Source organism: Synechococcus sp. W65.1, assembly GCF_047461615.1.
Taxonomy (GTDB): domain Bacteria; phylum Cyanobacteriota; class Cyanobacteriia; order Thermostichales; family Thermostichaceae; genus Thermostichus.
In genome coordinates this window covers 41,819-68,408 of sequence record NZ_JANSHI010000004.1, presented here as the reverse complement: position 1 = coordinate 68,408, position 26,590 = coordinate 41,819, and the positions used below count along the sequence as shown (strand labels likewise).

26 protein-coding genes and 1 riboswitch are annotated in these 26,590 nt (G+C 60.0%); of the genes, 13 read left to right on the top strand and 13 right to left on the bottom strand.

The genetic code is table 11. From position 1 onward, the window contains the following. Positions 1–69: 69 nt before the first annotated feature. The 3 genes from NW806_RS03440 to mnmH all read right to left on the bottom strand — a co-directional run bounded on the left by NW806_RS03440 (position 70) and on the right by mnmH (position 3,432). A complete protein-coding gene (locus NW806_RS03440; protein ID WP_414410026.1) occupies positions 70–906 on the bottom strand; it encodes a SpoIID/LytB domain-containing protein in 837 nt (278 codons plus the stop codon). 29 nt (positions 907–935) lie between these two features. Beyond that, a complete protein-coding gene (locus tag NW806_RS03435; RefSeq protein WP_414410025.1) occupies positions 936–2,213 on the bottom strand; it encodes an MFS transporter in 1,278 nt (425 codons plus the stop codon). Positions 2,214–2,316: 103 nt separating this feature from the next. Further along, positions 2,317–3,432, bottom strand: a complete 1,116-nt coding sequence (gene mnmH / locus NW806_RS03430) for a tRNA 2-selenouridine(34) synthase MnmH (RefSeq protein WP_414410024.1) — start codon at positions 3,430–3,432, stop codon at positions 2,317–2,319. A 308-nt stretch (positions 3,433–3,740) separates the two neighbouring features. On the opposite strand from mnmH, the gene NW806_RS03425 reads away from it, so the two are divergent. Next, positions 3,741–5,672, top strand: coding sequence for a S9 family peptidase (locus tag NW806_RS03425; RefSeq protein ID WP_414410023.1), 1,932 nt, complete (start codon positions 3,741–3,743; stop codon positions 5,670–5,672). A 69-nt stretch (positions 5,673–5,741) separates the two neighbouring features. Next, entirely contained in the window at positions 5,742–7,931 is a 2,190-nt protein-coding gene (locus tag NW806_RS03420) for a transglycosylase SLT domain-containing protein (protein ID WP_414410022.1), read from the top strand. Here the strand turns inward: NW806_RS03420 and NW806_RS03415 are convergent. Next, positions 7,827–8,129: a DUF3082 domain-containing protein gene (locus NW806_RS03415; protein ID WP_414410021.1), complete on the bottom strand. Its 303-nt coding sequence runs from the start codon at positions 8,127–8,129 to the stop codon at positions 7,827–7,829. The two genes, NW806_RS03420 and NW806_RS03415, sit on opposite strands and share 105 nt — an antisense overlap. 72 nt (positions 8,130–8,201) lie before the next feature. Between NW806_RS03415 and NW806_RS03410 the strand changes: the two genes are divergently transcribed. After that, on the top strand, positions 8,202–8,894 hold the full coding sequence (locus NW806_RS03410; RefSeq protein ID WP_414405009.1) for a J domain-containing protein: 693 nt from the start codon (positions 8,202–8,204) through the stop codon (positions 8,892–8,894). 159 nt (positions 8,895–9,053) lie between these two features. On the opposite strand, the gene NW806_RS03405 is transcribed toward NW806_RS03410, so the two are convergent. Next, complete coding sequence (locus NW806_RS03405) at positions 9,054–10,031, bottom strand: fatty acid desaturase (RefSeq protein ID WP_414410020.1); 978 nt, start codon at positions 10,029–10,031, stop codon at positions 9,054–9,056. A 315-nt stretch (positions 10,032–10,346) separates the two neighbouring features. Between NW806_RS03405 and psaK the strand changes: the two genes are divergently transcribed. Further along, complete coding sequence (psaK, locus tag NW806_RS03400) at positions 10,347–10,592, top strand: photosystem I reaction center subunit PsaK (protein WP_414410019.1); 246 nt, start codon at positions 10,347–10,349, stop codon at positions 10,590–10,592. 572 nt (positions 10,593–11,164) lie between these two features. After that, positions 11,165–11,302, top strand: a complete 138-nt coding sequence (locus NW806_RS03395; protein WP_414396163.1) for a photosystem II reaction center protein K — start codon at positions 11,165–11,167, stop codon at positions 11,300–11,302. Positions 11,303–11,413: 111 nt separating this feature from the next. Here the strand turns inward: NW806_RS03395 and NW806_RS03390 are convergent, their stop codons facing one another. Further along, on the bottom strand, positions 11,414–11,953 hold the full coding sequence (locus tag NW806_RS03390) for a DUF3611 family protein (protein ID WP_414405007.1): 540 nt from the start codon (positions 11,951–11,953) through the stop codon (positions 11,414–11,416). Between the two features lie 112 nt (positions 11,954–12,065). Further along, the gene (locus NW806_RS03385) at positions 12,066–12,458 is read right to left on the bottom strand and encodes a DUF4168 domain-containing protein (RefSeq protein WP_414410018.1); all 393 of its coding nucleotides are present in this window, start codon (positions 12,456–12,458) and stop codon (positions 12,066–12,068) included. Positions 12,459–12,731: 273 nt separating this feature from the next. Between NW806_RS03385 and bchI the strand changes: the two genes are divergently transcribed. Further along, on the top strand, positions 12,732–13,790 hold the full coding sequence (gene bchI, locus NW806_RS03380; protein ID WP_414396168.1) for a magnesium chelatase ATPase subunit I: 1,059 nt from the start codon (positions 12,732–12,734) through the stop codon (positions 13,788–13,790). Positions 13,791–13,823: 33 nt separating this feature from the next. Here bchI and NW806_RS03375 read toward each other — a convergent pair whose 3' ends face one another. The 6 genes from NW806_RS03375 to NW806_RS03350 all read right to left on the bottom strand — a co-directional run bounded on the left by NW806_RS03375 (position 13,824) and on the right by NW806_RS03350 (position 18,527). After that, positions 13,824–14,477, bottom strand: coding sequence for a cofactor assembly of complex C subunit B (locus NW806_RS03375; RefSeq protein WP_414410017.1), 654 nt, complete (start codon positions 14,475–14,477; stop codon positions 13,824–13,826). Between the two features lie 50 nt (positions 14,478–14,527). Continuing rightward, complete coding sequence (locus tag NW806_RS03370; RefSeq protein ID WP_414410016.1) at positions 14,528–15,049, bottom strand: thermonuclease family protein; 522 nt, start codon at positions 15,047–15,049, stop codon at positions 14,528–14,530. A 91-nt stretch (positions 15,050–15,140) separates the two neighbouring features. Further along, positions 15,141–16,295 carry a homocysteine biosynthesis protein gene (locus NW806_RS03365; protein WP_414410015.1) on the bottom strand — a complete coding sequence of 385 codons (1,155 nt, stop codon included), beginning with the start codon at positions 16,293–16,295 and terminating at the stop codon, positions 15,141–15,143. A gap of 169 nt (positions 16,296–16,464) precedes the next feature. Next, the gene (locus NW806_RS03360) at positions 16,465–16,656 is read right to left on the bottom strand and encodes a hypothetical protein (protein ID WP_414405001.1); all 192 of its coding nucleotides are present in this window, start codon (positions 16,654–16,656) and stop codon (positions 16,465–16,467) included. A 92-nt stretch (positions 16,657–16,748) separates the two neighbouring features. Continuing rightward, entirely contained in the window at positions 16,749–17,480 is a 732-nt protein-coding gene (pgl, locus tag NW806_RS03355) for a 6-phosphogluconolactonase (RefSeq protein WP_414410014.1), read from the bottom strand. Positions 17,481–17,519: 39 nt separating this feature from the next. Further along, positions 17,520–18,527, bottom strand: coding sequence for a phosphoribulokinase (locus tag NW806_RS03350; protein WP_414396180.1), 1,008 nt, complete (start codon positions 18,525–18,527; stop codon positions 17,520–17,522). Positions 18,528–18,797: 270 nt separating this feature from the next. Between NW806_RS03350 and NW806_RS03345 the strand changes: the two genes are divergently transcribed. The 7 genes from NW806_RS03345 to NW806_RS03315 all read left to right on the top strand — a co-directional run bounded on the left by NW806_RS03345 (position 18,798) and on the right by NW806_RS03315 (position 26,590). Then, on the top strand, positions 18,798–19,688 hold the full coding sequence (locus NW806_RS03345; protein WP_414410013.1) for a ferredoxin--NADP(+) reductase: 891 nt from the start codon (positions 18,798–18,800) through the stop codon (positions 19,686–19,688). Positions 19,689–19,780: 92 nt separating this feature from the next. Further along, positions 19,781–22,378 carry a leucine--tRNA ligase gene (gene leuS / locus NW806_RS03340; protein ID WP_414410012.1) on the top strand — a complete coding sequence of 866 codons (2,598 nt, stop codon included), beginning with the start codon at positions 19,781–19,783 and terminating at the stop codon, positions 22,376–22,378. A gap of 70 nt (positions 22,379–22,448) precedes the next feature. Further along, positions 22,449–23,039, top strand: coding sequence for a formylmethanofuran dehydrogenase subunit E family protein (locus tag NW806_RS03335; RefSeq protein ID WP_414404998.1), 591 nt, complete (start codon positions 22,449–22,451; stop codon positions 23,037–23,039). 80 nt (positions 23,040–23,119) lie between these two features. Further along, positions 23,120–23,261: riboswitch (cobalamin riboswitch) on the top strand. 39 nt (positions 23,262–23,300) lie between these two features. After that, entirely contained in the window at positions 23,301–24,620 is a 1,320-nt protein-coding gene (locus NW806_RS03330; protein WP_414410011.1) for a TonB-dependent receptor plug domain-containing protein, read from the top strand. Then, entirely contained in the window at positions 24,617–25,255 is a 639-nt protein-coding gene (locus NW806_RS03325; RefSeq protein WP_414410010.1) for a TonB-dependent receptor domain-containing protein, read from the top strand. Before NW806_RS03330 ends, NW806_RS03325 begins: the two co-directional genes overlap by 4 nt. A 69-nt stretch (positions 25,256–25,324) precedes the next feature. Beyond that, complete coding sequence (locus tag NW806_RS03320) at positions 25,325–25,711, top strand: DUF1636 domain-containing protein (protein ID WP_414410009.1); 387 nt, start codon at positions 25,325–25,327, stop codon at positions 25,709–25,711. 9 nt (positions 25,712–25,720) lie between these two features. Beyond that, on the top strand, positions 25,721–26,590 hold the full coding sequence (locus NW806_RS03315; protein ID WP_414410008.1) for a (2Fe-2S) ferredoxin domain-containing protein: 870 nt from the start codon (positions 25,721–25,723) through the stop codon (positions 26,588–26,590).

Below are 26,590 nucleotides of genomic sequence, written 5' to 3'. Positions count from 1 at the left end.
TTAAGCGGGGATAGCCATCCCTATTCTGCGGCATTTCCCCCCTTCCCTCAAAAGACCTCAAGGAACGTCTTAGTCTGGCAAGCGGGCAAGTCTAACGCCTGGGTAGTAGTAGGCCAAAATTTGGCGGTAGCTCCAGCCCCGGCGGGCCAATTCCTGGGCACCCCACTGGCTCATGCCAATGCCATGGCCAAACTTGGGGTAGGGACTAAAGTCCGGCAGGCTCTGCAGGTAAGGGATCCCGTCCACTCCCACAGTTCGGCTTCCGGCACTGGCGCTGTACATGGCATTGACAAACTTTCCTCCATATACCAAGACCACGCCGCGGGTAGCCCGTGTTGCCTCTAGGGCGGCTGCCGAGCGCTGCGAGAGGCCGCGGTACACCTGGGAGCGGGTGTCGCTAAACACATCAAACCAGCGCCGGGAATTGCGGTGGTAGAGGACATAAGTGCGAGCAGCTACCGCCTGCGCCTTCAGGGCCTCCGGCAAGAAGCGGGCTCCCATCTCAGCTTCCACTACACTGGCCACATAGTCCTCGAGGTGAACGTAATTGATGGCTTGCACGCGGTTGTAGCCCATCAAGAGCACCTTGCCGGAATACCAACGGCCGTTGACTGCCACAAGACCCCCCTCCGGCGGCTCGATGAACAGCACTGGGCTCACAGCCTCGTGCAGGTGTACTCCCCGGCGGCTGGGGCGGGCCCAAAACCCCCGTAGGGGCGGCAGATCTGCCAACACCTCTCCGCGACCATTGGTCAGCCGGGCAGGCAGAGAAACCCCCACCACCAAAGGAGTGGTGGTATCAGCCAACTGAACCCGCACCGTTACCGCCCAAGCGCCTTCCACCTCTTCCCCCCAGAGGCCCAGCAGCAGGGATCCGAGGAAGGCAAGCCAACGCCGTGCTTTCATCTAGCTAGGGTTTCTCCAGCCACCTCAGCTTAGGATAGGGCAAGAGGCGAGGGAAAGTTAGCGGGATCCCGCTGAGGGGACTTGTCTTGCCACCTGTAGCGATCCGGCTCCCAGCCTAGAGCAAAGCGCAGGGAGGAGACCAGCTTGCCGTTGCAGAAGCAGACAAAACAGACCCAAGAGGCAAAGGCCAGGAGAGCGGCGTAGCCAAACGGGATTCGATAGCTAGACCCAACCGCCAGGGTGCCGAGAAGAGGCCCTGCCAGGCCCACGCCCAAGTCAAACCCACACATCACCAGGCTAAACAGGCGCCCGCGCTCTGCTGGCTCAGAGCGGTCGGCTACAAGGGCAGAGATGAGCGGGATCAGGGTGCCAAAGCTCGATCCCACCCCAATCCCAGCAGCCAGAAAGGCCCAAGCGCTGTTGGCTACAAGCAGCACTCCCATAACCAGCGCATAGGTGGCCAAGCTAAGAGCGATAAATGGCCCCCGCCCGTAGCAATCGGAAGCGGGACCCGTGAGCAGGCGCACGCCAAAGCTGGCAAAGGCCACGGCCGTGTAGAAAAGACCTGGATTCAAGGGAACTCCAGCCTCCTGCATTAACAGAGACACAAAAGTTGTGTGGGTGCCGAAGGCCAACCCCACCAGCAGCATCACTCCCGTGAGGGAGCACACCTTCGGGTGAAGCAAAAGGCTCCAGAAGGCCCCCTTGCAGGCCAGGGATCCCCCTTGTTCCCGCCGCTGCTCTTGGACGGCGCAGGTACAGAGAAAGCCCACCCCTCCCAGCAAAGCGGCGAAGAAAAATAGGGGCCCATAGCCAGCCAGTTCCTGCAAAAAGCCCCCCAAAGCGGGGCCAATGGCAATACCCAGAGGATTGACCAAACTCATGAAGCTTAGGATCTCGCCGCGTCTTTCCTCGGGGGCAAGATCCGCGACCAGAGCCACGTAGGCAGTGGCGAAAGCAGCAATGCTAATTCCATGGAAGGCCCGCACCAGCGCTACCCATGGGATCCAGTCCGAAAGCCAATACCCCAAGGGAGCCACTGCTGCTGCCCCCATGCCGATAAGAAGCACAATCTGACGGCTGTAGCCATCTGCCAGGCGCCCCAACCAAGGCCGAAAGGCTAGCAGCCCAACGGAGAAGGATCCCATCACCAAGCCCACCTGTTGGCTAGTGCCGCCGGCATCCCGGACATAGAGGGGCAGGGTGGGTATCAGCGAGGACAAACTGGCCCAAAAGAGCCAGCCGGCTACGAACAGGACGCCTAAGTTGCGTCGCTGCGCTGACTGGAGCTGCCCGACTTTCCTCACATGCACTCCTGCTAAACCTAGAGGGGCACCCTGGAGACTTCTGCACCAACTGCAAGCCTCCCTTGAGGCTCAGGCCCAGACAATTCTTTGGGTGCTGATTTGCTTATCTTAATATCCAGGCTAGAGGCGGGCTGGGAGATTGAAGTGCAGGGATCCCCGTCAGGCCAACCTCAAACTGCCCCTCGAGGAGGTAGGTGGCAGCCTTCTTAAGGGTGGTCTCGGAGAGGTCAGGCAGCTCAAGCCGAGCCCGAATACGATTGAAGTTCCACTGTAGGCCGTGCTGGTAGGTGGGGTCGTAGTGCTGCAGCAGCAGCTCCCGGACAAACTGCGGCCAGTCTTGGGCGTCGATGAGCTCAAACCAGCGCTGCAGACGCGCTCGGCCATAGCGGGCTTTTAGGGGCAGCAACTTCTCCTTGAGCGCCTGGGGATGGGCTATCCAGTGGGGATAGTGGGCAATCAACCCCTTCACGCGCTCCTCTAGGGGCAACTGCACCTCGATGCAGTCGGCTTGGGTGAGGGCTTGCCAAAGGGCAGGGGGCAGGTGGAGTTGGCCCACTTTGGCACTCTCTGCCTCCACCCAAACTGGCTTGGCGGGATCCCACTTGAGGAAGACCTGGACCAACTGGCTTTCAAAGCTCTTCTGGCTGGGCTGGGGCCTCCCCCACTCGGCCCCCAGAAGGGATCCCCGATGGCAGGCCAGCTCTTCCAGATCCAGGACTTGGGCCCCCTGCTGATGGAGATAGTGGAGCAACAAGGTTTTGCCGCTCCCCGTTGGCCCACAGAGCACTCGGTAGGTAAATTGCTGGGGCAAGGTCTGCAGTTGCCGACGCACCCAGGCGCGGTAGGTTTTGTATCCGCCTTGCAAGACAGTTACTTGCCAGCCCACCTGGGACAACACCAAGGCCAAGCTGGCCGAACGCTGTCCTCCCCGCCAGCAGTAGATCAGGGGGTGGTAGTCCCGGTCCTTGTCAGCAAAGTGGGTTTGCAGGTGACGGGCGATGTTCTGGGCCACCAGGCTGGCCCCCCGCTTGCGGGCTGTGAAGGGATCCACCTGCTTGTAGAGCGTGCCCACCTCCGCCCGTTCCGCATCGTCGAGCACAGGCAGGTTAATGGCCCCTGGCCAATGGTCTTCAGCATACTCTACTGGCGAGCGCACGTCGATAATCTCGCTGTAGGTGTGCAGCCAGGGCTCGGCGGTGACGTGAATGGGAGCAGCCACGGGCGTGAGATTCTCTCTTGCTCGATCCTGACAGATTTCTGCCTGCGGGAGCAGTAGAATACTCCCTCTTGCAGGGATCCCTTGCGTTTGCGTAGCGCAAACGGTGCTTTGGGGCACAACGAGCATCCTGCTTTGACCTGGACTAGCTTGGCTAGTACGCTTGCCGGTGCGTCTTTTCTGGCAGGCATTTTGCCTAGGCGACGCTGAGGGCTAGGTACCTGCAGCTCGGGGGGAAGTCACGGCTGTGGAGATCCTTCTCTCTGGCGGGATGGTAGAAAAAGAAGGCATCGACCTGGATCAGAGCAGAAATGGTGCAACAGGCTGGCTATGGATCCTGGCGGTCCCCGATTAGCGCGGATTTGGTGGTAGCCGGATCCCTGCGCCTGGGACAACCGGTCTGGGAAGGGCAGGATCTCTACTGGATCGAGGGCCGGCCCCAGGAAAAAGGACGCAACGTCCTGAGGCGGCGCTTGGCTAACGGAAAGGTGGAGGAGCTGACACCGGAGCCTTTTAACGTGCGCACGCGAGTCCACGAGTACGGTGGCGGCGCCTACTGGGTCTCTGAGGGAGTGGTGTATTTCTGCAACTTTGCCGATCAACGGCTGTACTACCTGTCCCCAGGGGAGGAGATCCGGCCCCTCACCGAAGCTGGCCCCTACCGCTATGCCGACGGGGTGGTGGACAGGAGGCACCGGCGCATTCTCTGTGTGCGCGAGGATCATAGCCGCCAGGGAGAGCCAGAAAACACGCTGGTTGCCATTGACCTTGAAAGCGGAGCTCAGCAGGTTTTGGCCGGGGGCCACGATTTCTACGCCAGCCCGCGGCTCAGCCCAGACGGTCAAGCCCTGGTGTGGCTGACCTGGGATCACCCCCAGATGCCCTGGGACGGCACGGAGCTGTGGCGGGCTGAGGTTGCCCCCGACGGCAGTTTGGGAGAGCCCCAGAAACTGGCCGGCGGCCCGGCTGAGTCCATCTTCCAGCCCCAGTGGTCACCGCAGGGGGAGCTTTACTTGGTTTCTGACCGCAGCGGCTGGTGGAACCTCTACCGCTGGGATCCCCAGGGCCCCCTTCCCCTCTGCCCTATGGAAGCCGAGTTTGGAGAACCCCAGTGGGTGTTTGGCTTGAGCACTTACGGCTTTTGTGAGGACGGGCGGATCCTGGCCATCTATCGCCAAGAGGGGCTCTGCCACCTGGCGCTTTTGGATCCCCGTTCAGGAGAGCTTCAGGAGATCCCCTTGTCCTACACCGAGCTGCACAACCTCCAAGTTAGCGGCGAAAAAGCTGCCTTTCTGGCCGCCTCCCCTAGCGAAGCCCCTGCCCTAGTCTGCTTGCATTTGCCGTCTGGACAGCTGGAGGTGGTGGCCCGCTCCAGCCATGTGGCAGTCGATCCAGAGTATTTGTCGATCCCCGAGCCCATCGCCTTTCCCACCTCAGGCGGGGCAGTGGCCTACGGCTTCTTCTATCCTCCCAAGAACCCCGACTTCGTGGCCTCTGCCGGCGAGAAGCCGCCTCTTTTGGTCAAAAGCCACGGTGGGCCCACAGGGGCAACGCCAGCTGTACTCGATCTCGGGATCCAGTACTGGACCAGTCGCGGGATTGCCGTTTTGGATGTCAACTACCGCGGCAGCAGCGGCTATGGACGGGCCTATCGGGAGGCCCTCAAGGGCCAATGGGGCCGGGTGGACGTGGAAGATTGCATCGCTGGGGCCAAGTTTCTGGCCCAACAAGGCCGGGTGGACGGGGAGCGATTGCTCATTCGCGGCGGCAGCGCTGGCGGCTATACCACCCTGGCGGCTTTGACGTTTCACAACGTCTTTAAGGCCGGCGCTAGCTACTATGGCATCAGCGACCTGGAAGCTTTGGCCAAAGAGACCCACAAGTTCGAGTCGCACTACCTCGACAGCCTCATCGGCCCTTACCCGGAGCGGCAGGATCTCTACCGGGAACGCTCTCCCATCTACCACCTAGAGGACCTCAATTGCCCGGTTATCTTCTTTCAGGGCCTGGAAGACGCCATCGTCCCTCCCAACCAGGCGGAGAGGATGGTGGCTGCCCTACAGGCCAAAGGGATCCCAGTGGCCTACGTGCCTTTTGCTGGAGAGCAGCACGGCTTTCGCCAGGCAGCCAACCTCAAACGGGCCCTGGAGGCAGAGCTTTACTTCTATGCCCAGATCCTGGGGTTTCCCCTGGCAGAGCCCATCGAGCCAGTTGCGATCAAAAACTGGAGCGCTTCCCCTTGAGGACCGGCTCCCAGCCGGTAAGGAGCTCGAGACTTTGCCGTTGAGTATCGTAAAGGCATGGGGATCCCAATGAGCAACCGAGGACGCTGGCGGCGATGGGTTGTTGGCGCTTTAGCCGCAGGCGGAGCGCTAAGCGGTGCCCTTTGGGGCTTTTACACCTGGGCAGAACCTGTCGAGATGGCAGCAGTGCCTCCAGCACCCCTGAGCTCGACTGCTGGCGCGGCCTTTTTGCGCGCCTACAGAGCTTTGCAGGCCGGCCAAGCCCAAGCGGCCCTGGAGGACTTGCAAGGCTTGGAAGAGAAGCTACCCGTTCTAACCGATGAGATTTGGAAGCTCAGGGCCCAGGCCTACGAAAAGCTGGGGGATCGAGAAACTGCTCAGAGGGTCTGGTGGCCCAAGATTTTGCAGGAGTACCCCCACAGTCCTGTAGCCGCCTATGCTCTTTGGGGAATAGGCCAGGTGGAGCAACTGCGGCAGCAATTTCCCACCCACCCCTTGACTGCTCGCGCCCTCAAGCACTTGCTGGAGCAGGATCCCAACCACTATGACCTGCTGCGGGACTTGGCCCAACATCACCCGCAAACCCCTGGGTTAACCCCCCTCCTGGATCGCTGGCGGCAAGCCCAAGAGGGATCCCTTACGGCCTCCGACTGGCAGATCCTGGCCGATGCCTACTGGGAGCAACGGGAGTACGGCAAAGCCGCCCGCGCCTACAGGTACGCCCCTGCCACCCCCCAGAACCTCTACCGCTGGGGCCGCAGCCACCAGATCTCGGGGGAGTTTCCCCAGGCCAGGGCCGCCTACCAAGCGCTACTGGCGCAATTTCCCAACGCTGCAGAGGCCTCCCTCACCCGGCGTCGCCTGGCCGAGCTGAGCGACCTGCCGACGGCAATCCAGTTACTTCGCCAGGTGGGATCCGGCTCGGATCCAGAGGCCCCAGAGGCTCTCCTCAGCCTCAGCCAGCTTCATGAGCGCAACAACAGTCCCCAGTTGGCCCAAGCGGTGCGGCAGGCTCTTTGGGAGCGCTTCCCGGCCAGCGAAGCAGCAGCCAACGCCGCCTGGACAGTGGCTTGGCGCCAGGCGCAGGCGGGCAACCTGAGGGCAGCTATTGCTGTGGCCCAGCAGATTGGCTTGGCCCAGCGGGATACGGAAATGGGGGCGCAACTACTTTACTGGGCAGGCAAATGGCGGGAACGACTGGGGGACATGGCGGCGGCGCGGCAAACCTATCAGCAGGTGCTGCAGCGATTTCCTCGCACCTACTACGGCTGGCGGGCGGCGGCGCAACTGGGCTGGCCAGTAGGAGATTTCTCCAGCGGGCGCCAAAGGGTTGAAGTGGATTTCCAGCCGGTTCGCCAACCTCTGCCTGCTGTTTCCGAGGCCACCCAGGCCCTGCATTTGCTCGGCGCTAGCCAAATGGCCTGGGAGCGCTGGCAGGGGGAAATGGCTTTGCAGAAACGGGATGCGGGCCAGATGAGTGTGGCCGAGCGCTTTGCAAGTGGCATTTTGCGCAACAACGCCGGCGAGCACCTGCGGGGCATCAACCAGGTGGCTGCCCTGCGCTTTAGCACCGAGGCGGATCCGCTGCTGGAGAGCTTAAGGCAACGGCAAGACTTCTGGCAGGCCCTCTACCCGCTGCACTACTACGCCAGCCCCGAGAACAGGTGGGAGAGGGATCCCCATGCCCAGCCTGGCCTGGCCCACTGGGCGCAACAGTTTAACCTCAATCCCCTGATGGTGGCGGCCTTGATTCGCCAGGAATCCCGCTTTGAGCCGGAGATCGTCTCGGCCTCAGGAGCGCTGGGCTTGATGCAGGTGATGCCTGCCACCGGCCGCTGGATTGCCCAAAAAATTGGCCTAGCCCAGTACAGCCTCACCAACCCTGCCGACAACCTTCGCCTGGGATCCTGGTACTTCGACTACACCCACCGGGCCTATCAAGACAACACCCTGCTGGCCCTGGCCAGCTACAACGGCGGTCCCGGCAACGTCGCCAAGTGGCTGAGCCAATTTGGCTTTGAGGATCCCGACGAGTTTGTGGAGCAGATCCCCTTTGCCGAAACCCGCGGCTATGTCAAGGCGGTGTTCGGCAACTACTGGAACTACTGGCAGCTCTACACGCGGGAAGGACGCACCCTGGCCAGCGCGCTCCAGCTAGAGGCTAGACCGGTGCCGGGAAGAGGTCAGCCGCTCCCTCAGCAGTTGCACCGAGTAGGCCGCCAGCCCCAAGCCTACCATGACAAACATGAAGGCAACTAGAGAAACGGAGCCCACCAACAGGTAGCGCACCAAAATGCCGACTCCCCGTGCCAGGGATCCGCTGTCTAGATCAACAGGCGGCAGCTTGGCCAGCATTGAGAGCAGCAATTGCAGGAAACCGTAGCCTAGGCCGGCAGCAAAGGTGGACCCCAAGAGAGCGCTGAGGGGATGGGGGGATCCCGGAGAGGAGGAAGACATGGGGCAACACGGGAGAGCTCACCTTTATTGTAGGCTCCAGCGTAGAATGTGAAGGTTTGCTAGCGGAAGACGATGGGGAGCGGATTGGAAGCGGTTTCCCACTACGAGGTTTTGGGAGTCTCCATGCAGGCGACGGCAGCCGAGATCAAGCGTGCCTACCGCCGCTTGGTCAAGTACTACCACCCCGATAGTCTGCTAGCCAAAAAGGATCAGGCCGCTGCTGAGCGGATCCGCCAGATCAACGCCGCTTACGCCGTGCTCCGGGATCCCCAAGCCCGCCGCGAATACGACCGGCAACTGCTTGCCAGCCAGACCTGGCGCCGCTCTCAGCCGATAGCCTCCCCGCCGCCGACGGTCAGCCAAGAAGCCCTCCTCCGCGAAGCCTGGATTCGACAGGTTTACACCCCCCTGAACCGACTCTTGGGATCTCTGTTGGCTTCCCTAAAACCCCAGCTCAACGCTCTGTCCGCCGATCCCTTCGATCCCGAGTTGCTGGCGGCCTTTGGCCTATACCTAGAGGAATGCGCGCAGAAATTGGCCCAAGCTCAGCAGATCTTTCGCCGTCTTCCCAACCCCAGCAGCTTGGGGAAAGTGGCTTCCTGCCTCTACTACGCCCTCAACCACCTGGAAGATGCTCTGGAGGAGCTGAGCCATTTTCCGCTTAACTTCGACGACCGCCACCTGCACACCGGGCAAGAGCTGTTTCGACGGGCCCAAGAGCTGCGCCGAGAGGCTGGCCAGGCCTATGCCAAGATCTCCCTCTAGCGGGATCGAGCCCCTGCTGGCTTGCCTTCGCGATAGCGGTGCCGCCGGACCCTGGACCCGCGCACCTGCGCCCACAACGGCTTGGCCGGCGTCCTGCAGCAAGCTAGCTGCCTCGACAAACAGCAGCAACTGAGGGATCCGGGCGTGGGCAAGACCCTCTCAATCGGCCTCTTCGCCCTGCTGAGGATCCGCAGAGGATGACGCTCCTAGTGACTTGGCCTGGGCAGCCGCAGGGGCAGGCTTGTGCCAGTGCAGGCCAATTAGGGCGTCGTAGAGAAAGCTCCAAAACTCACCCTTTCGCCAAATGCCCAGGGTTTGGTGGCAGTTGCGAGCGTCCAGCTCTGGCTTAGCCACCCAGTAGGCCGCCTGATACTTGTACCAGGGAACCGAAGGCCAGAGGTGGTGGATGAGATGGTAGTTCTGTCCCAACAGGAGGATGTTGGCTAGCCGGCTAGGGTAGACCCTGGCGTTGTACCACCGCTCCTGAGATTGAAAGGGGCGATGGGGCAGGTAGTCGAAAAACAAGCCCAATAGAAGCCCCATGATAAAAGCAGGGGGCAGCCAGTAGTTCAGGAGGTAGTCGGTGTAGCCGAAGTGGAAGGCCAAGGCAAAGGTCAAGACCACTACTAGCCGACTCAAAGCCCACTCCAGCAGGTCCCAGCGGCCTTTGCGCCAGAGCTGCCGCTTGAAGAAAAACACCTCGTGGTAGAAAAAGCGCGGCGCAATAAGCCACAGCGGCCCCCCCGTGGAGACGTAGTGATCCGGATCGTTCTCAGGATGGTTGACGTGGGCATGGTGTTGCATATGCACCCGCTTAAAGACAGGGTAGACAAAGCCCTGCAACAGAGCAGAGCCATGCCCCATAGCCTCGTTCAAAAAGCGGTTGCGGTGGGCTGAGCCGTGGGAGGCATCGTGGATTACCGTGCCCAGCACATAGAGGGCGACAAAGTTTAGCCAGAACACCAACCAGCGGGGCCAATGCCAAAAGGCATACCCACAAAAGCAGGCGGCTGACAGCGCCACGGACCCTAGAAACATCAATAGGGTGGGATTCCAAAATTCTGGCGGCGGCCCCAGCAGCTCACGAGGTAAGGTAAAAGGCCTGGAGTCCGGTTGCGGAGTCACAGCAGCAGTCATCGGCAGCCATCCTCGAGTGTGCACAGCGCAGACGGTGGGGATGGTTTAAGGCAACCCGCCAAACCCCAGCAAGCGTCAGGGATAAACTTTGTTAACTTTCGTTAGTATACGGCACAGAACTGCTCAGCTTGTCCCGTCAGGCCTGATTTTCCCGCCAACCCCAACTGACGCCGACAGGGATCCCGGCAAGAACTGTTGTGAGGTTTTGTTGCGGCCTCTGTTGCAATTCATGTGAAGATCGCGGGGGGATCCCTTTAAGTCTTGCAAAACGGGGGTAATCTAGGGGGCGGTTAACCTAAGCCAAGGAGGAAAACCATGCTGCCCCTTGTTGCGCCGCTAGCTATAACCGCTCACACCAGCCCCTGGTCTCCCCTAAGCGCGGTGATCATTCTGCTCTGCACAGGACTGGCATACCTGAGCTTCAAGTCCTCTTCGGGGGTGGCTTCAGAAACTGGACCGGTGTTGGGGATGACCTGGCCAGAAGTCTTGGGAGTTGCCAGCTTTGGTCATCTGCTGGGGGTAGGAGTAATCTTGGGCCTCTCCAACATGGGGGTTCTCTAGGTTGCATGGCAACGCAAGCCCTGGCCTTCGTGCCAAGCGCTCTGCCCTGCTGCCGCGACCGAGCACAAGTCGCCTTGTGCTAGCCTAGTTATGGCTTTGCCAGTAAGGTGGCGACGCAGCTTCTTGAAAGCACTCCTGCCCTCAGGGTTCTCCTCTAGTCCTTGATTCACCGGACCTAACTAACCTTCTGCCTTGACGTAGATGGGCTGAGCTAGTAGGCTAGCAGGTACATCTTCTTGGGTAGGCGTTTTGCCTAGGCTAAAGTTGGCTCCGTCTTTAGCCGGTGTGCTCGATCAAGAGCAAGGGGCAACTACCTGCAGCTCGCGGGGAAGTGACGCCTGTGGAGATCCCTCTGGCGGGGTAGTAGAGGTGAACTCTACTACTAGCTACGGGTCGTGGAAGCAGGAAGAAAGCCTCAACGCCGAGCGAAAGTCTGCTTTTGCCCGGGGTTGAATAAGTCTTTCAGAGCGGTTCAGGAAAACTGCGACCCAGCCAAGATCTGGAGCCAATAGGAAAATCCCTAACGAACTCGTTTCTCTAGTCCCACTTCCTTCCTGGTGAGGTTTGGTGTCATGCCTGTAACGATGCTCCTGGCTGCTTTGCCAGAAGGCTATGAACTGTTCGACCCACTGGTCGATATTTTGCCGATCATCCCCGTTCTGTTTTTCCTGCTTGCCTTTGTCTGGCAGGCGGCGGTGGGCTTTAAGTAACGTCCCAGTCGGCTGGAATCGGTAGCTCCGGCTTGCCCCTCTTGCACTCGCGGAGGGGTTAGTTGTCTTTGCAGAATGCCCTGCCCCAGGCTAGTAGCTCTTTTAGAAGAGTCAGAGATCGCGGTCAAGGACACCGGTAATCCAGAGCACTCCTGCCAAGCAGACAAAGTGGGCGAAGGTGACGTTGATATTGGCAGCCAAGAGCAGTACTCCTGTTACCTGGTTGGCCTGGGTGCGGGCGAAAATGCGTGCCAATAGCTCGCCGACTTGGGCTTCCATGCCAATCAAAGCCAGGAACGCTCCAATGAGGCTGACGTAGGTAACCAACTGCAATTGCTTGGGCAAATCGAATTGGCCTGAGGCAGTAGCGGAAGCTGAGCGGCGCTCTGCGTGCAGCAAGTAGCGCCAGTTGAGGAAGAGGCCGGCTGCTAGAGTGAGTAAAGTCAGCAGAGTAAACCAGAAGGCGATAGTAGCCCCCAGCGAGTCATCTCGATAGACGGTATTCTGGCCAATTAAAAAACCAAGCCACAGCAGCAGGGCCGTTGCCCCCAGAACCCCCTGAAACCAGAACCCAAAGCGGCGCGTCAAGCGCAAGCGAGACCGCATGCGCTCAACCGTCGCCCCTCCTAGCTGCGACATGGGTCCGCTCATCCTTCTTCCCCCGCTCTCTATCCGCTTCCAGCCTATCCCCATCCTCTGCCCGCCGTCACCGCAAGGCGCGGTGTAGAAGCCTCTACCTCAAGCCGTGGGGTCATCTAGGAGGCTAGGGCTTGCGACGGGAGTCCCTGCTTTGCAGGCGCAGGATTTCCGCCTCGATGCGTTGTTTGAGCTCTTTTCCTTCTTCAGAGCGAATCCACAAGGTGATGCGGTTATATTCCGGCACGGTCATGCCATGGCGGGTGATGATCTCGGTGGCGGTGCGAATGAACTCCCGCCGGATTTGATCCTTGGTGGCCGGATCCTCGGTAGCCTGAGAGCGCTGCTGGGCTTCCTGCCGGTGGGGCTCCATCTCCAAGACGATGCGGGCATACTTGGTAACCTGTTCATCGCTTAGAGCTAGGGGAATGGCAGGGGTTTGGGCTACGGCCAGGGAAACACCCACTAGCGGGATCCAGGTACAAGCCCAGATCAAGCCCACCAGCCCTTTCTGGGCCACGCTTGCCAGCGAGAGTGCCGCTCCTCCTTTCCGACCTGCTTGACCAAACACCGCTACTATCTCCCCACCCAATCACTGCGTTGCCGGTGTCGCTGGGATCTTCTCCTAGGTGTAGCTTTTGTCTGCAACCCGCTTCAAGCTACCCCAGGCAAGCCACCGCTAGTTGTCGCCGGCGCCTACTTCTTTTGACCAAAAAGTGGCCCTGAGGTTCCTACTGGGGCCTTGAACAGCCCAGAAGGGGGATAATGAGGGTGGATTGCTGGTTGTAGCTTTATGAACTTGGAACGTCGCCCGGTTTTCCCTTTCACGGCCATTGTTGGCCAGGAAGAAATGAAGCTGGCCCTGCTCCTCAACGTTATCGATCCCCGCATCGGCGGCGTGCTGATCATGGGGGATCGGGGCACGGGCAAATCCACCACCATCCGCGCCTTGGCCGATCTCCTTCCCAAAATTGAGGTCGTCAAAGGGGATCCCTTCAACAGCCATCCGCGGCAGCGGGATCTGATGAGCGATCAGGTGTGGGAGCGCCTGCAGGCAGGAGAAACCCTGGAAACCACCTGGATCCAGGTGCCGATGGTGGACTTGCCCCTGGGGGCCACCGAAGACCGGGTCTGCGGCACCCTGGATATCGAGCGGGCTCTCTCTCAAGGGGTGAAGGCCTTTGAGCCGGGGCTTCTGGCCAAGGCCAACCGCGGCATCCTCTATGTGGACGAGGTCAACCTCCTGGACGACCACCTGGTGGACGTACTGCTGGATGCGGCGGCCTCCGGCTGGAACACCGTCGAGCGGGAGGGGATCTCCATTCGCCACCCAGCCCGCTTTGTGCTCGTGGGATCCGGCAACCCCGAGGAAGGGGAGCTGCGCCCCCAGCTTCTGGATCGCTTCGGCATGTTTGTCCGCATCGAAACGGTGCGGGATCCGGCCCTGCGAGTGCAGATTGTGGAAGAGCGCAGCCAGTTCGACGCCGATCCCCAGGCTTTCTTAGCCAAATACGCCGATGCCCAGCAGCGCCTGCGGGAGCGCATTGAAAAAGCCCAACACCTATTGCCGCAGGTGGGGATTGATCCCGAATTGCGCTTGAAGATCTCTGGCGTGTGTGCGGCCTTGGAAGTCGACGGGCTGCGGGGAGATATCGTCACCAACCGGGCGGCCAAGGCCCTAGCGGCTCTAGAAGGGCGTACGGAAGTTACTGTTGCCGACATTCGCCGGGTGATTAGCTTGTGCTTGCGCCACCGCCTGCGCAAGGATCCTCTGGAAACCATCGACTCCGGCTACAAGGTCGAGAAGGCCTTTAGCGAGGTGTTTCAGGTGAGCCTGGAGAGCGCTGCCTAGCCCTTGCTCCCAACCCCTCCTCCAGGGGGGGAGTTAGGCAAACAGGGTTTCTAGTTTGTTGGCGATGGCAGCAATCCAGGCTCGCTCCTGGCGGCTGAAGCTGCGCGGCCTGTCACTGCCCAAGATAAGGCATCCCTTTTGGCCAATGGGCTGGCAGAGAACCGCCTGGGATCCGGCCGGCAACAGGCCCTCGAACTCGGCGCGGGCGGGGAAAAATCGCAGATCCCCTAGGTAAACCGGCTGCCCCGTCTTCAACACCTGCTGCAGAGTGCCTTGGGGCTGGAGGGAGGGCAACTGGCCAGGGCTAGCTAGGATCCCTCGCTGCAGCAGAGTGCGTCCCTCCACCCAGATCACCACGGTGCGGGCGGCGGTAGTGCTAAGGAGAGTGTGGGAGGCCCAGGCCAGCTCCAGTTTTTCGCGTTCAGACAGCTCAGGATGCCAATCGCAACCTGGACTCCCCTGCAGGGGAGCGGCCTGGGGAGGACGGGGCTGAACCTGCTGCCACAAAAGGCCAGTTAGGATTAAGACGGCGCTGAGGAGGATCCCCAAGGCGTCAGAGCGGGATTGACTGGCCAGCAGTTCTGGCGTAAAGGCCAGCCGGTTGATGACTAGGAGAATGCTGCCCAAAACGCCTGCCACCAAAGGCAGTCGCCGCAGCCAGCGGTTGGGATCTCGCTTGACCCTCAAAGCAGGAAGAGACGTCTAGCGCTAAGTCCAGTCTAGAGCTACCCAAGGTCTTAGAGGCGGCTCCAGATGCCGAGGCGCTCTTGGCGAGCTCTTTTTTCCAGGCCGCGGAAGTAGCTGTCGTACTTGATGTTATGGGTATAGGGGGCGATGCGAGCCAAGCCGTTGCGCACCAGCATGGCGTTCATCTGCTGGCCCTCCAGCCAGACATAGGCTTCCACCAAGCCAGTGGCATCGACGTTGCGCAGCAGCTTATCCCCTTCCAGCTTGACCGTGCGGCGGAGGATGCGCTCACGCATTAGCTCAAGCGCCTGCTGATAAAAAGGATCCTCCTGGGGGCTAAGGCCCTGGATCCCGGCCAGCCGGATCAAGCGCAATTTCTGCTCCCCTTCAATCTGCGCCACCAGCGTGTCGCCATTGACCACGCCCACCACCACTGCCTCGGGGTAGCGATCAAAGTAGTGGTTATCGAAGTAGAAGGGGGTGTCAGGCACAACCCGCCGCTCCCCAAACCCGTGGCCGGGAAGAACAGGCAGGGCTAGGAGCCATCCCAACACCGCCCAGCCAAAAGCCATACGCCGGAACATTCTCTTCCCCCAGGGACACCTAAGGCGTAATGGTAGCGGCAACTCTCAGCTAGGCAACCCCTTGCCAGCCAAGGTTCTCTCATGAATAGGGATTTTGGGTGAGGAACTCCCGATCTAGCGGTAGGGGGGCCACTGGCTGGGTAAGGGTAAACTGACCGCTGGCAATCCACTGTTTGAGAATCTCGGCAACTTGCATCGAGCGGCGCAGGCTGACTAGGGGGGCAGTGCGCACCTTGCGGCCATTGAGGACAATGTAGCCGGATTTGAGCTGGGCATAGCTCACCAGGCCAAAGGTGGGCCGCACCCGCCGGGGGATAGAAAAGTCAATCACGGGCGCCACCAAATCTTTGTCCCGGATGGCAATGGGCTCCAAATCGCTGGGGGAAAGGATGGGGATGGGGATCCCAACCCCTAACATCAAGCTGGGGCCGTAGTTGCGGAAGTAGCAGCCTCGCACCCATTCGGCTTGCATCTGTTTGGCGTCGCCAATCAAGGCCAGGGTGGCTGCGGGGCCAATGGGAGTTTGGTTGGGCAGCCGCTTTTGCAGCGGAAAGTGTTGGGTACCTTCCCAAGCTATATAGCCGATGCCGCCCCCTAGAAAGATGCGGCTGCCAATCCCCACCCGGCGCAGGAGGGGATCATTGAGCAGGGGGCATAGCTCGCCGGGATTGGAATAGATGGCGTTGCCCAGGTTGGGCTCCAACAGGCCCAAGTAGGTGTACAGCGGCCGATCGCCGCCATTGACGCCGACAATGAAGTTTTGGTAGGCGTTGCGGGGGTTGAACAGGTAGAACTGGTTAAGCTGATCCCGCGTCAGCACAGTCTCGTAGTCGGGGCGGGGATAGCAGTCGGTTACTTGGCCAATGGCCCGCAGATGCACCCGCTTGCCGGCAACCAGATCCGCGATGACATGGCCCCCTCCATAGGGCTGATCAGCTTGCTCACTGGGCTGGGCTGCCCCGATGTAGAGATCGACAGCCCCAAAGCCGGCATAGGCGGGCACGCCGTTTAACCAGGCCTGGCGAATCTTGATTGGGGGATCCGTGTGCCCTAGGTTGAGAATTGCCCCCGAAGACTCCATCGGCTCAAAGGTACCGGTGGTTACCACGTCCACCTGCTGGAAGGCCTCCTCAAGGCTAAGGGTGGCCAGCTTGGCCTTGGCCTCCTGAGCCGTCCACACCCGCACTTGGCCTTGGAGAATGCGCCGGTTAATTTCGTCTAGAGTTCTTTCCATGATTGCAGGCAGTCCGCGTTCCTTTGCGGCAGCGCTCTCGAATGGCTATCAATAGCTTAGATGGGCAAGAAAGCCTCAGGGAGGCAAGCTGCTAGCGGTGGCGGTAGGGCGTCCCTGGGCAGGGTAGGCCAGGCGGGCCGCCAAACTATCGGGCTTCTTGAGGATCTGGCTAGGCAGCGCGGCTTTCCTCTCCCTCCAGGTGGACTTGCCCTTCCAGCAAAGCCAGGGTTAGCCGGTCAAGGGCCTCCAGATCCAATTCGTCGTAGAACCGTTCTTGGAGGAGATAGCAGATTTGGGATTCTTGTTCGCGGGTGAGGCAGGCACTCTGGAGAACTGATTCGACAATTAGGCGAATGGACATGGGGCAGCGCTCTAACTCAACTACCCCTATGAAATTCAGAAGGAGGAGGAGACAGCCGTGATCCAAGTCAAATGGCCATCCTCAGCCAGGGCCTAGCCAAGCAAGCCCACTGCCGGCAGGGGCAACTCTGCCGCCGCTGCCGCATCCAGCAGCCACAGCAGCCGCCCTCTAGGGTTGACGCTCTGACAGGGCAGGTGGGCCTCCGTCGTCAGCGCCTTTTTGACAATCTCGGCTTTGCTAGCTCCGGCAACCAAAAACACCACCTGGGCCGCTTGGTTTAGGACAGGATAGGTCAGGGTCAGGCGCGGCTCCTCTCCTTTCTGCCCCACCGTTACCCAGCGGTGTTGCACCTGCAGGGCAGCTGTGCCGGGGAACAAGGAAGCCGTATGGCCGTCCTCCCCCACTCCCAGCCAGATGAGATCAAAGGCAGGATATTCGTTGCCGAAAACCCGCCGCAGGGTTGCCTCGTATTCCGCTGCATCCCGCAAGGGATCCCCTGCCTGGGTAGGCATGGGAAAGACCTGCGAGGCAGGAACCCCGACCGTCTCCAGCAGGATCCGCCGTACCATGCCGTAGTTGCTCTCGGGGTGATCCGGGGGAACGTAGCGCTCATCCCCCCAGAACAACCAGGTTTGCTGCCAAGGGATCCCTGGCGTCTGGGTTAAAGCGGCATACAACTTTCGCGGGGTGTTTCCTCCTGCCAAAGCTACCGTAAAGCGACCCCGTTGACGAATGGCCGCCGCAGCCTGCTCCTGCCAGATCTCCACCGCCCGGCGGAAAAGAGCTGCCCCCTCCGGCCAGATTTCCAACTGGAACCCTTGCATCGGCGCCTTCTACTGCCCTAGCTGGGCAAAGGGATCCCCCTAAGAAGCGACCGCCATCTTCTTGGTTTCCGCCTGGATTTTCTCGTAGAGGGATCGCAGCTTTAGGCCCACAATGACCTGGATGAGCCCGGAGCCGTTGCGGGATCCCGGATATTCGGGGTGCTTGCGCAGAAGCTCTGTCAGCTCGCCGTAATAGCGGGTCGACAGATTGCTCAGGTGGTTCTCGATGTAGATGACCTCCTCCAGCTTGTCGAAGCTGCCGTCAATTTCCAACACCGAGACCGGATGGTCGAAATAGGTGGAGGGGCCGTAGTGTAGGCGAATGCCGGGATAGGAGCAGGTTAGCTTCTTGCCGCACGGGATCCAGTCAATGGTGGAGCCTTCGTCAAACAAATAGACGTGGTCAAAGTACTTCACCCCCTCGCGCTGGATCAGGCGCACCCGCAACACCTTGTGCTCTGGATCCAGCTCTGGCAGAAGCTTAGTGGGCAGCACCTCAATCACCACATCGGCATAGCGCTTCTGCACATCGACGTAGGCCTCGAAATCCGGGCGGCGGGCCTCGATGGAGCGCAGCACATCCTCATAGGTGTGGCCCCGCTCTGCCATGTCGCGCTTGACCTTCCAGGCAACCTTAATTTCCGGCGCCAGATCTAGATAGATCTTAAAGTCCAGCAACTCCCGCACCCGCTCGTCGTACATGGGGTGAAGGCCCTCCAAGACGATGATGGGGCTGGGATCCACCCGCTCAGGGGGGTCGATGGTCCCCGTCTCGTGGTTGTAGATGGGCTTCATCACGCTCTGGCCATTTTTGAGGGCCTTGGCCTGCTCGTACATGAGGTCGAAGTTGTTAGCGCGGGGATCCAGCGCCGTAATGCCCTTTTCCTTGCGCTGTTGGCGATCCAAGGAGTGGTAGTCATCCAGACAAATGGTGGTGATGAGATCCCGGCCAAACAAGTCACTCAGCCGCCGCAAAAACGTGGACTTGCCACAGCCAGAATCTCCAGCAACACCAATCATCACAATGCGTTCGGGACTGCTTGCCATGGGAACTCCTTGGGGATAGGCGGGGCAAAACTGCAAGGAGGCTTCTAAAACTTTATGGCTTTGCATATTACCACAAGACGCTCCACCGCAAGCGAGCCTGAGGCTGGAAAAGCTGGCGCTGGCAGAAGACAAACCATTTCCTGGGCAGTGCAGGCGTTTTTCTGGATGGGCAAGGGAGACGCCGCCAGTTGACAGGGCAGGTTCCCTTCCGCAAAGGCAGCCTGCTAAGGTGTTTGCTGTAGCTACCACTGCCAGGAGCAGATCCCAGTCATGGTTGCCAGCGCCCAAAAACGAGAAGTTGTGGTCAATCTCTACCGCCCCAATGCCCCTCTAGTTGGCCAATGTTTGGAGACCTACTCCCTTGTTGAGGAAGGGGCACCTGGCCTAACCAAGCACATTGTGCTTAGCCTGCCCGATCCCAACTTCCGCTACCTGGAGGGCCAGAGCGTTGGCATTATTCCTCCTGGCGTCGATGCCCAAGGCAAGCCCCACAAGCCCCGCCTCTACTCGATCGCCTCCACCCGCTACGGCGACGATGGCGAGGGACGCACGGTTTCTTTGAGCGTGAAGCGGGCCGAATACGTGGATAAGGAAACCGGCCAGCCGGGAGTGGGAGTCTGCTCGGGCTTCCTCACCGATCTCCGAGCTGGGGATGAGGTGATGATCACGGGGCCGGCTGGGAAGACGTTCCTCCTGCCGGAGGATCCAAACGCCAACCTGATCTTAATTGCCACTGGCACGGGCATTGCTCCTTTTCGGGCTTTCATCAAGCATTTGCTCGAGGAGGATCCCAACTACCAAGGCAAGATCTGGCTGTTTTTTGGGGTACCCACCACTTCCAGCCTGCTGTATCGGGGCGACCTGGAAGCCTGGAAAGCTGAGCATGGGGATCGCTTTCGCGTCGACTACGCCATCAGCCGCGAGCAGCAAACCCCCGATGGCAAAAAGATGTATGTGCAAAACCGCATGGCCGAGTACGGCGCCGAGCTGTGGGAGATGCTGCAAAAACCCAACACCTACGTCTACATCTGTGGTCTCAAGGGGATGGAGGATGGCATCAACAGCGTCATGGCTGCCGTAGCCCAACAAGCAGGCCAAGACTGGAGCAGCTTCCAGAAGGAGCTCAAGAAAGCTAGCCGCTGGAACGAGGAAACCTACTAGGGGGTCCTGGAGGTTTCTGGAGCGGCCAAAGCATGCCAAAATGCTGGTATCTAGGCTCCCCAGAGCAAAAGGTTTTCCAGGAGTCCTAAGCTGTGGACGCGCGCTACAATCCCCAGGCCATTGAAAGGAAATGGCAGGCCCACTGGCGTGAAATTGGGTTGGATCGCACGCCAGAGCTAACAGCAGAAAGCCGCAAGTTCTACGCCCTGTCGATGTTCCCCTACCCCAGCGGCAGCCTGCACATGGGGCATGTGCGCAATTACACCATCACGGATGTCATTGCCCGCCACAAGCGGATGCAGGGGTATGCGGTGCTGCACCCCATGGGGTGGGACGCTTTTGGCTTGCCGGCAGAGAACGCCGCCATTGACCGGGGGATCCCGCCGGCCAAGTGGACCTACCAGAACATTGCCCAGATGCGGGATCAACTGCAGCGGCTGGGGCTTTCCTACGACTGGGAGCGGGAGATCACCACCTGCGCCCCCGACTACTACAAATGGACGCAGTGGCTGTTCCTGCAGTTTTTCAAGGCAGGCCTGGCCTACCAAAAGGAAGCGCCGGTGAACTGGGATCCCGTGGATCAGACCGTCCTGGCCAACGAGCAGGTGGATGCGGAAGGGAGATCCTGGAGATCTGGGGCTCGGGTGGAAAAGCGCCTCCTCAAGCAGTGGTTTCTCAAGATCACGGCCTATGCCGACCAACTCCTGGCTGACCTGGAGAAGCTCTCCGGCTGGCCAGAGCGGGTGCGCACCATGCAGGAGAACTGGATTGGCCAGTCGGTAGGGGCTAGAGTTCTCTTCAAAACCGAAACAGGGGAAGAGCTGCCGGTGTTTACCACCCGGCCTGATACCCTCTGGGGAGCCACCTTTATGGTGCTGGCGCCGGAGCATCCTTTGGTGGAGAAGCTCACCACCCCCGAGCAGCAGGCTGCCGTCAAAGCCTACCAGGCCGAGGCTGCTGCCCGCAGCGAGATCGAGCGCAGCGCTGAGGATCGGGAAAAGACGGGCGTCTGGACGGGCTCCTACGCCATCAACCCCGTCAACCAAGAGCGCATCCCCATCTGGATTGCCGACTACGTGTTGATGGGCTATGGCACAGGGGCCATCATGGCCGTGCCGGCCCACGACCAGCGGGACTTTGAGTTTGCCCGCAAGTTTGGCCTGCCCATCAAGCTGGTGGTGCAGCCGCCTCAGGGTGGGGTGGAGACTGCTGAAGATCTGCAGGCGGCCTGGACAGGGGAGGGGGTGTTGATAAACTCCGGCCCCTTGAACGGAATCCCGGTGGGCAAGGGCCCAGGGCAAAGTGTGGAAAGGGCCATCGCCTGGCTGGAGGAGCAGGGGCTAGGGGAACGGCAGGTCAACTACCGCCTGCGCGACTGGCTTATCTCGCGGCAGCGCTACTGGGGCTGCCCCATCCCGGTCATCCACTGCCCCCGTTGCGGCATTGTGCCGGTGCCGGAAGAAGATCTGCCAGTGCTCTTGCCAGAAGATGTAGAGCTGACGGGGCGAGGCGGATCCCTATTAGCCCAACTGGAGGAGTGGGTGAAGGTGAAATGCCCCACCTGTGGCGCAGAGGCCCGCCGGGAAACGGACACCATGGACACCTTCATCTGCTCGTCCTGGTATTTCCTGCGCTTTAGTGATCCCCACAACGACCGCGAGATCTTCCGCAAGGATCTGGTCAACGCCTGGCTGCCGGTGGATCAGTACGTGGGCGGCATCGAGCACGCCATCTTGCACCTGCTCTACGCCCGCTTTTTCACCAAAGTGCTGCGGGATCTGGGGTTGCTGAATTTCGATGAGCCCTTCTCCCGCCTGCTAACCCAGGGGATGGTGCAGGCGCGCACTTACTACAACCCCAACAAGTCCGGCAAGGATCGCTGGATCCCCACAGCGCTGGTTAAGGATCCCAACGATCCGCGGGATCCCGAAACCGGCGAGCCTCTGCAAGTTATCTACGCTACGATGTCCAAATCCAAGGGCAACGGTGTGGATCCGGAAGAGGTGCTGGCCAACTATGGGGCAGACACGGCCCGCATGTTTATCCTCTTCAAGGCGCCACCGGAAAAGGACTTGGAATGGGACGATGCCGACGTGGAAGGGCAGTTCCGCTTTCTCAACCGCGTCTGGCGGCAGGTGTACGACTTTGTCAGTCGCGGTGGCGGGACGGCGTCCTTGCAGGCCAAGGTTGAGGCGGGATCCCTGACCAAGGCGGAAAGGGATCTGCGCCGTGCCGTCCACACGACCATCAAGGAAGTCAGTGAGGATCTGGAGGAGTACCAGTTCAACACTGCCATTGCCGAGCTGATGAAGCTGAGCAATGCCCTAGCCGAGGCGGGGATCCCGGACTCGCCCGTCTACGCCGAAGGGATCCGCACCCTGGTCTTGCTCCTGGCGCCCTTTGCCCCCCACATTGCCGAAGAGCTGTGGCAGGCCCTAGGCGGTACCGACTCGGTGCATCGCCAGTCTTGGCCTAGCTACGACCCGGCGGCGCTGGTGGCCGATACGGTCACGATTGTGGTGCAGGTCAACGGCAAGCTGCGCGGCTCCTTTGAAGCCCCTGCCGATGTCACGCCGGAGGAGCAGGAGCGGCTAGCTCTGCAGTCGGAAGCGGCCCAGAAGTATCTCCAAGGGGCGACGCCGAAGAAGGTCGTCGTGGTGCCGAAGAAGCTGGTCAACGTGGTTGTCTAGCTCTCCGTTTGCTCAGGTAACCTCCCCCCCTGCATAGGCAAGACCCAGGAGCAGGGCTTAGGATACTGCCTTGGGGTTTAGTTCTTGTCTGCCTATGCGCAAGCGATGGGTTCTCAAGCCGCAGCAGCTTCCTCTGCTGTGGATGGCCATTCAGCTAGCGGTCGGGATCCCTGCCCTGGCCCACCCCAGCAGCAGCTCTGCCAATCCTCCGGCTGCCCTTGAGGCTGCCACCCAGCGAGTTACCGAAATCCACGGCGGTGCTGGCCCCTGGGCGGTGGTGGGTTATCGCATGGGGATGCGGGCTCTCAAGGAGCTGGGCTTGGCAAGTCCCCTCCCCCCCACCTCCCCAAGTCGCTTTGTGGTGGAAGTCATTCACGAGTCGCCGCTCCAGATTCCCTTTGCCTGCATCGTGGATGGGTTGCACGCCGCCACTGGAGCCAGCTTGGGCAAGCTGAACTTAAAGCTGGTGGAGGTGGACTCCCTGGACAAAATGCGCAGTGTTGTCATCCATCGAGAAACTGGCAAGCGAGTGGAGTTTCAAGTCTTGCCTGGGTTTATTGCTAAGTACCGAGAGCTGCCCCCAGAACGGCTTATGGCAGCGGGGCAAGAAGTTCTTCAAATGGCCGACGAGGCTCTTTTCCGTCTCACGATTAGACCCTAGCGCCGATCCCCCCAGCAGGATGGGAACTCCAGGGCGGGAGAGGTATGATGCCTAGCACGGCTTTTTCCAGAAGGACTAAGGAGAAAGCTGTGCCGCTAGGTTGCTCTGGGGATCAGCCAGGGCAAGCAATGGGGAAAGTCCGGTGCAAATCCGGCGCTGTGCCGCAACTGTGATGGGCAAAAGCCCTCAGTCAGGATGCCCGCCTGCGGCTTCAGCTCAGGGCTTAGAGCCCTTCCGGGTCGCATGGAACAAAGAGCTGACATGAAAAAGACAGTTCTAGGCCTCAGCCTTGGGCTGGGAAGCTGGGTTTTGGGGATCCCAGCCTGGGCGCAAGCGGTCTTGGATACCGGCCTCAGCGCCGAGATTTTGAATCAACCCGTCACCACCCCGTTTCGCCGTCCTGGCCTCTTGCGAGAGTCTTCCCGCCCCGTCTATGTCATCACCCGCCAGCAGATGCGCGAGCAAGGGGCAAGAACCGTGCAGGAAGCCCTGCGCTATCTGCCCGGCATCCTCAGCGATGGCACAGCCGGCAACCAGTTGGGAGCCCTCAGCTCTCAGTTCCTGCGAGGGGCGCGAACGGCCCAGGTGCTGGTGCTGTTGGATGGCCGCCCCCTCAACGATCTGGGTTTTTTTGGGGGGTTTGACCTCTCCCAAATCACCACCGATGTCGTCGAGCGAATTGAAGTCTCCCCCGGCGGCGGCTCTACCCTGTACGGCTCAGACGCTGTTGGCGGCGTCATCAACATCGTCACGGTGGAGCCCCAGCCAGAAACGGAGACGGTGGTGGAAGCGGCGGTCGGCAGCTATGGCCTCAATGAGCAAGGGATCCAAAGCCGCGGCCAAGGGCAGGAGCTGGGCTGGGTGCTCAGCTACCGTCGCCTGCAGAGCAACAACGACTTTCCCTTTACCATCCGGCGGCTAGGCAAGTCAGGCAGGCGGGAAAACTCGGCGGTGGAGTACCACAACTTGCAGGCCAAGCTCACCTGGCAACTGGCCGAAGACCAAGTCCTAACGGCAAACGCCCTCTACCTCAACAAAACCTTCCGCGTGCCCGGCAGCATAGACTTTCCCTCCCTCGATGCCGAGCAAACCACCAACGACCTGCTGCTGGATCTCAGGTGGCTGTGGACTCAGGAAACAGGCTCCCTGCAAGCTCGGCTCTTTTTGGACGATCTCAACTACCGCTTCAGCGCCCCGCAAAGCCAGGGATCCCGCGACCTCATCCTGCGCGATAGCTGGGGATCCCAGCTCCAGTATGCTTGGAAAGCCGGCGAAAACCTAGAAGGAGTCCTGGGGGCAGATTATCGCTCCATCTCAGCCCGCAATACAACTTTTTCGTTTGCCAGGGGTTCTACCAATATCAACTACGACGATACGGTTAACCAGGGAGCCCTGTTTGCCCGCCTGGATTACAGCCCAGATCCCCGTTTCCACCTCGACTTAGGCATCCGCCAGGACTTCAGCAGTTTGGCCAGCGGCTCGGCTACCTCGCCTGCTCTAGGGATCCGCTGGGCTTTGGCGGAAGGCACCACCTTGAGGGCCAGCTATGCCGGCAGCTTTCGCACTCCCTTACTCCCTTGATCTCGGAATTGTTCTTCCGGCTGCGCGGCTTTTTTGAAGTGGATGGCAACCCCAATCTCCGCCCAGAGCGAGGGGAAAGCTTTGACATTGGCTTAGATCAAACCTTGGGAGATTTTGGCCTACTGCGCTTGACTGTTGCCCACAACCGCATCCGCGATGGCATCACCTTTGTCAGCCTTGGGCCGCGCCGGGGAACCTATGAAAATATTGGGCTGGTTGAATATACCGGCCTGGAGGCAGCTTTGGATGTGCGGCTGGGGGAAAACTGGATGCTTTTTGCCAACTACACTCTCAATGATCCCATCATCCGCGCTGCCCTTGACCCAGCTACAGTTGGCAAGCAGCTAGCCTTTGTGGGAGCCGATAGCCTGAACTTAGGCCTGACCTACCGTCACGAGCAAGGTTGGTACAGCTCAATTTTAGTCCATCACATTGGGAGCTTTTTTACCAACAACACCAACATAGAATCCCTGCCAGGCTACACTACCGTAGCTTGGCGAGGAGGGATCCCGTTGACTGAGGACCTAAGCCTAGAGATGGGGATCGACAACCTGCTAGACGAGCAGTATGAAGTCTTCCCCGGCTATCCCGGCGTTGGTCGCACGTTGAGGGTGAACTTGCGGGGGCAATTTTAGCAACATCTCAGGTTGTTTTTGAATTCTGGCTAACCATTTGTGGGGTGCTTCTAGTTTGGAAGCAACTGTATGACGATCTCAACCAGAATCTCGACTCAAGCTGAGGCCAAACATTACCTTTGGGTTTGTACCACCTGCGGATCTCGCTGGGTCAACGGCCAAAAAGAAGGGGCTAGCAAAGGAGAAATGCTTCTAGCCGCCTTGCAATCGCAGGTGCTCAGTCCTCAATTGCAGCTTAAGCCGGTTGCCTGTATGAGCAGCTGCAGCCATGCTTGCGTGATTGCCCTGGCAGCCCCTGGAAAGATGACCTACGTGTTTGGAGATCTCGATCCCCAAGACGTAGAGCCAATCTTGCAAACAGCGGAGCTGTATTTGACAAAGCCCGATGGCGTCCTGCCCTGGGCAGAGCGCCCTCTTAAAAAGGGGGTGATTGCCCGCATTCCACCAGTCCAATAGGAGCAGCCTATGGCCGCTTTCGGCCCCTGGATCACGCCTCTAAACCAAAGTTGGCAGGAGATTTCCCCCACTGGCTGGATAACCCTCTACGAAGGGATCCCGGCTCACATCGACTGTCTTGGGCCGCTCCTCTATGAGCTCTTCCAGGAGCACTGGGCTGAGATCCAAGTGGGCTGTGTGGCGGAGGGGGGAGTGCTGGAAGCGGCCTTTACCAGTCCTCCTGCTCTCTGTGTGCTCTACGACGGCTACTTGACCGTGGCCACCGAAACTTGGCATTTGCATCTGTGTCTAGAAGAGCACCGGGGCGGCCCCTATGGCCGAACCCCCCTAGAACTGCGCCGCAAAAGATTGGTCAGCCGCGCCGCCCTCTATCGCCGCCTCAATCCGCGGCGCCAGCCTCGCCAATGGGGAATTCAATTTTGGAACGGGGCAGAGGAATCTCTGCTGCAGATCTTCTTGCCTAGTCCCTTTTTAGGGCCAGGAGAAGACTACCTGCCCGAAAGCAAAGCCAACTACCAAAAGCTCTCCCTCTATGAACGCCTGCGAGCCATTTATGTCGAGGGAAAAGAGCGGATCCCTTACGAGGATAACCCTCTCAAGCGGCCCTACTTGGCGGTTTGCCGCTCCAGCCGCTGTTATCCTTCCCGCAACTATCAACCGGTTGTGGAAGCCCTGCAATCTGCCCTGCAAGAAGCCAATTTAGATATTCGGGTCATTACTTCCGGATGTCTAGAAGTCTGTCAAGAAGGGCCTGTGGTTTTCTACTCTGGCGACCGCACTTGGTACAAGCGGGTTACACCTCCAGTAGCGCGGCAAATTGTCCAGGAGCATCTGCTAAAGAACTGCCCCCTGAAAGCTCACCTTTTTCCCGGAGATTAG

Coding starts and splice junctions, on each gene's coding strand:
- NW806_RS03440 (WP_414410026.1), bottom strand. CDS start 906: ATGAAAGCACGGCGTTGGCTTGCCTTCCTCGGATCCCTGCTGCTGGGC.
- NW806_RS03425 (WP_414410023.1), top strand. CDS start 3,741: ATGGTGCAACAGGCTGGCTATGGATCCTGGCGGTCCCCGATTAGCGCG.
- NW806_RS03420 (WP_414410022.1), top strand. CDS start 5,742: ATGAGCAACCGAGGACGCTGGCGGCGATGGGTTGTTGGCGCTTTAGCC.
- NW806_RS03415 (WP_414410021.1), bottom strand. CDS start 8,129: ATGTCTTCCTCCTCTCCGGGATCCCCCCATCCCCTCAGCGCTCTCTTG.
- NW806_RS03410 (WP_414405009.1), top strand. CDS start 8,202: ATGGGGAGCGGATTGGAAGCGGTTTCCCACTACGAGGTTTTGGGAGTC.
- NW806_RS03405 (WP_414410020.1), bottom strand. CDS start 10,031: ATGACTGCTGCTGTGACTCCGCAACCGGACTCCAGGCCTTTTACCTTA.
- psaK (WP_414410019.1), top strand. CDS start 10,347: ATGCTGCCCCTTGTTGCGCCGCTAGCTATAACCGCTCACACCAGCCCC.
- NW806_RS03395 (WP_414396163.1), top strand. CDS start 11,165: ATGCCTGTAACGATGCTCCTGGCTGCTTTGCCAGAAGGCTATGAACTG.
- NW806_RS03390 (WP_414405007.1), bottom strand. CDS start 11,953: ATGAGCGGACCCATGTCGCAGCTAGGAGGGGCGACGGTTGAGCGCATG.
- bchI (WP_414396168.1), top strand. CDS start 12,732: ATGAACTTGGAACGTCGCCCGGTTTTCCCTTTCACGGCCATTGTTGGC.
- NW806_RS03370 (WP_414410016.1), bottom strand. CDS start 15,049: ATGGCTTTTGGCTGGGCGGTGTTGGGATGGCTCCTAGCCCTGCCTGTT.
- NW806_RS03365 (WP_414410015.1), bottom strand. CDS start 16,295: ATGGAAAGAACTCTAGACGAAATTAACCGGCGCATTCTCCAAGGCCAA.
- NW806_RS03360 (WP_414405001.1), bottom strand. CDS start 16,656: ATGTCCATTCGCCTAATTGTCGAATCAGTTCTCCAGAGTGCCTGCCTC.
- pgl (WP_414410014.1), bottom strand. CDS start 17,480: ATGCAAGGGTTCCAGTTGGAAATCTGGCCGGAGGGGGCAGCTCTTTTC.
- NW806_RS03350 (WP_414396180.1), bottom strand. CDS start 18,527: ATGGCAAGCAGTCCCGAACGCATTGTGATGATTGGTGTTGCTGGAGAT.
- NW806_RS03345 (WP_414410013.1), top strand. CDS start 18,798: ATGGTTGCCAGCGCCCAAAAACGAGAAGTTGTGGTCAATCTCTACCGC.
- NW806_RS03330 (WP_414410011.1), top strand. CDS start 23,301: ATGAAAAAGACAGTTCTAGGCCTCAGCCTTGGGCTGGGAAGCTGGGTT.
- NW806_RS03320 (WP_414410009.1), top strand. CDS start 25,325: ATGACGATCTCAACCAGAATCTCGACTCAAGCTGAGGCCAAACATTAC.
- NW806_RS03315 (WP_414410008.1), top strand. CDS start 25,721: ATGGCCGCTTTCGGCCCCTGGATCACGCCTCTAAACCAAAGTTGGCAG.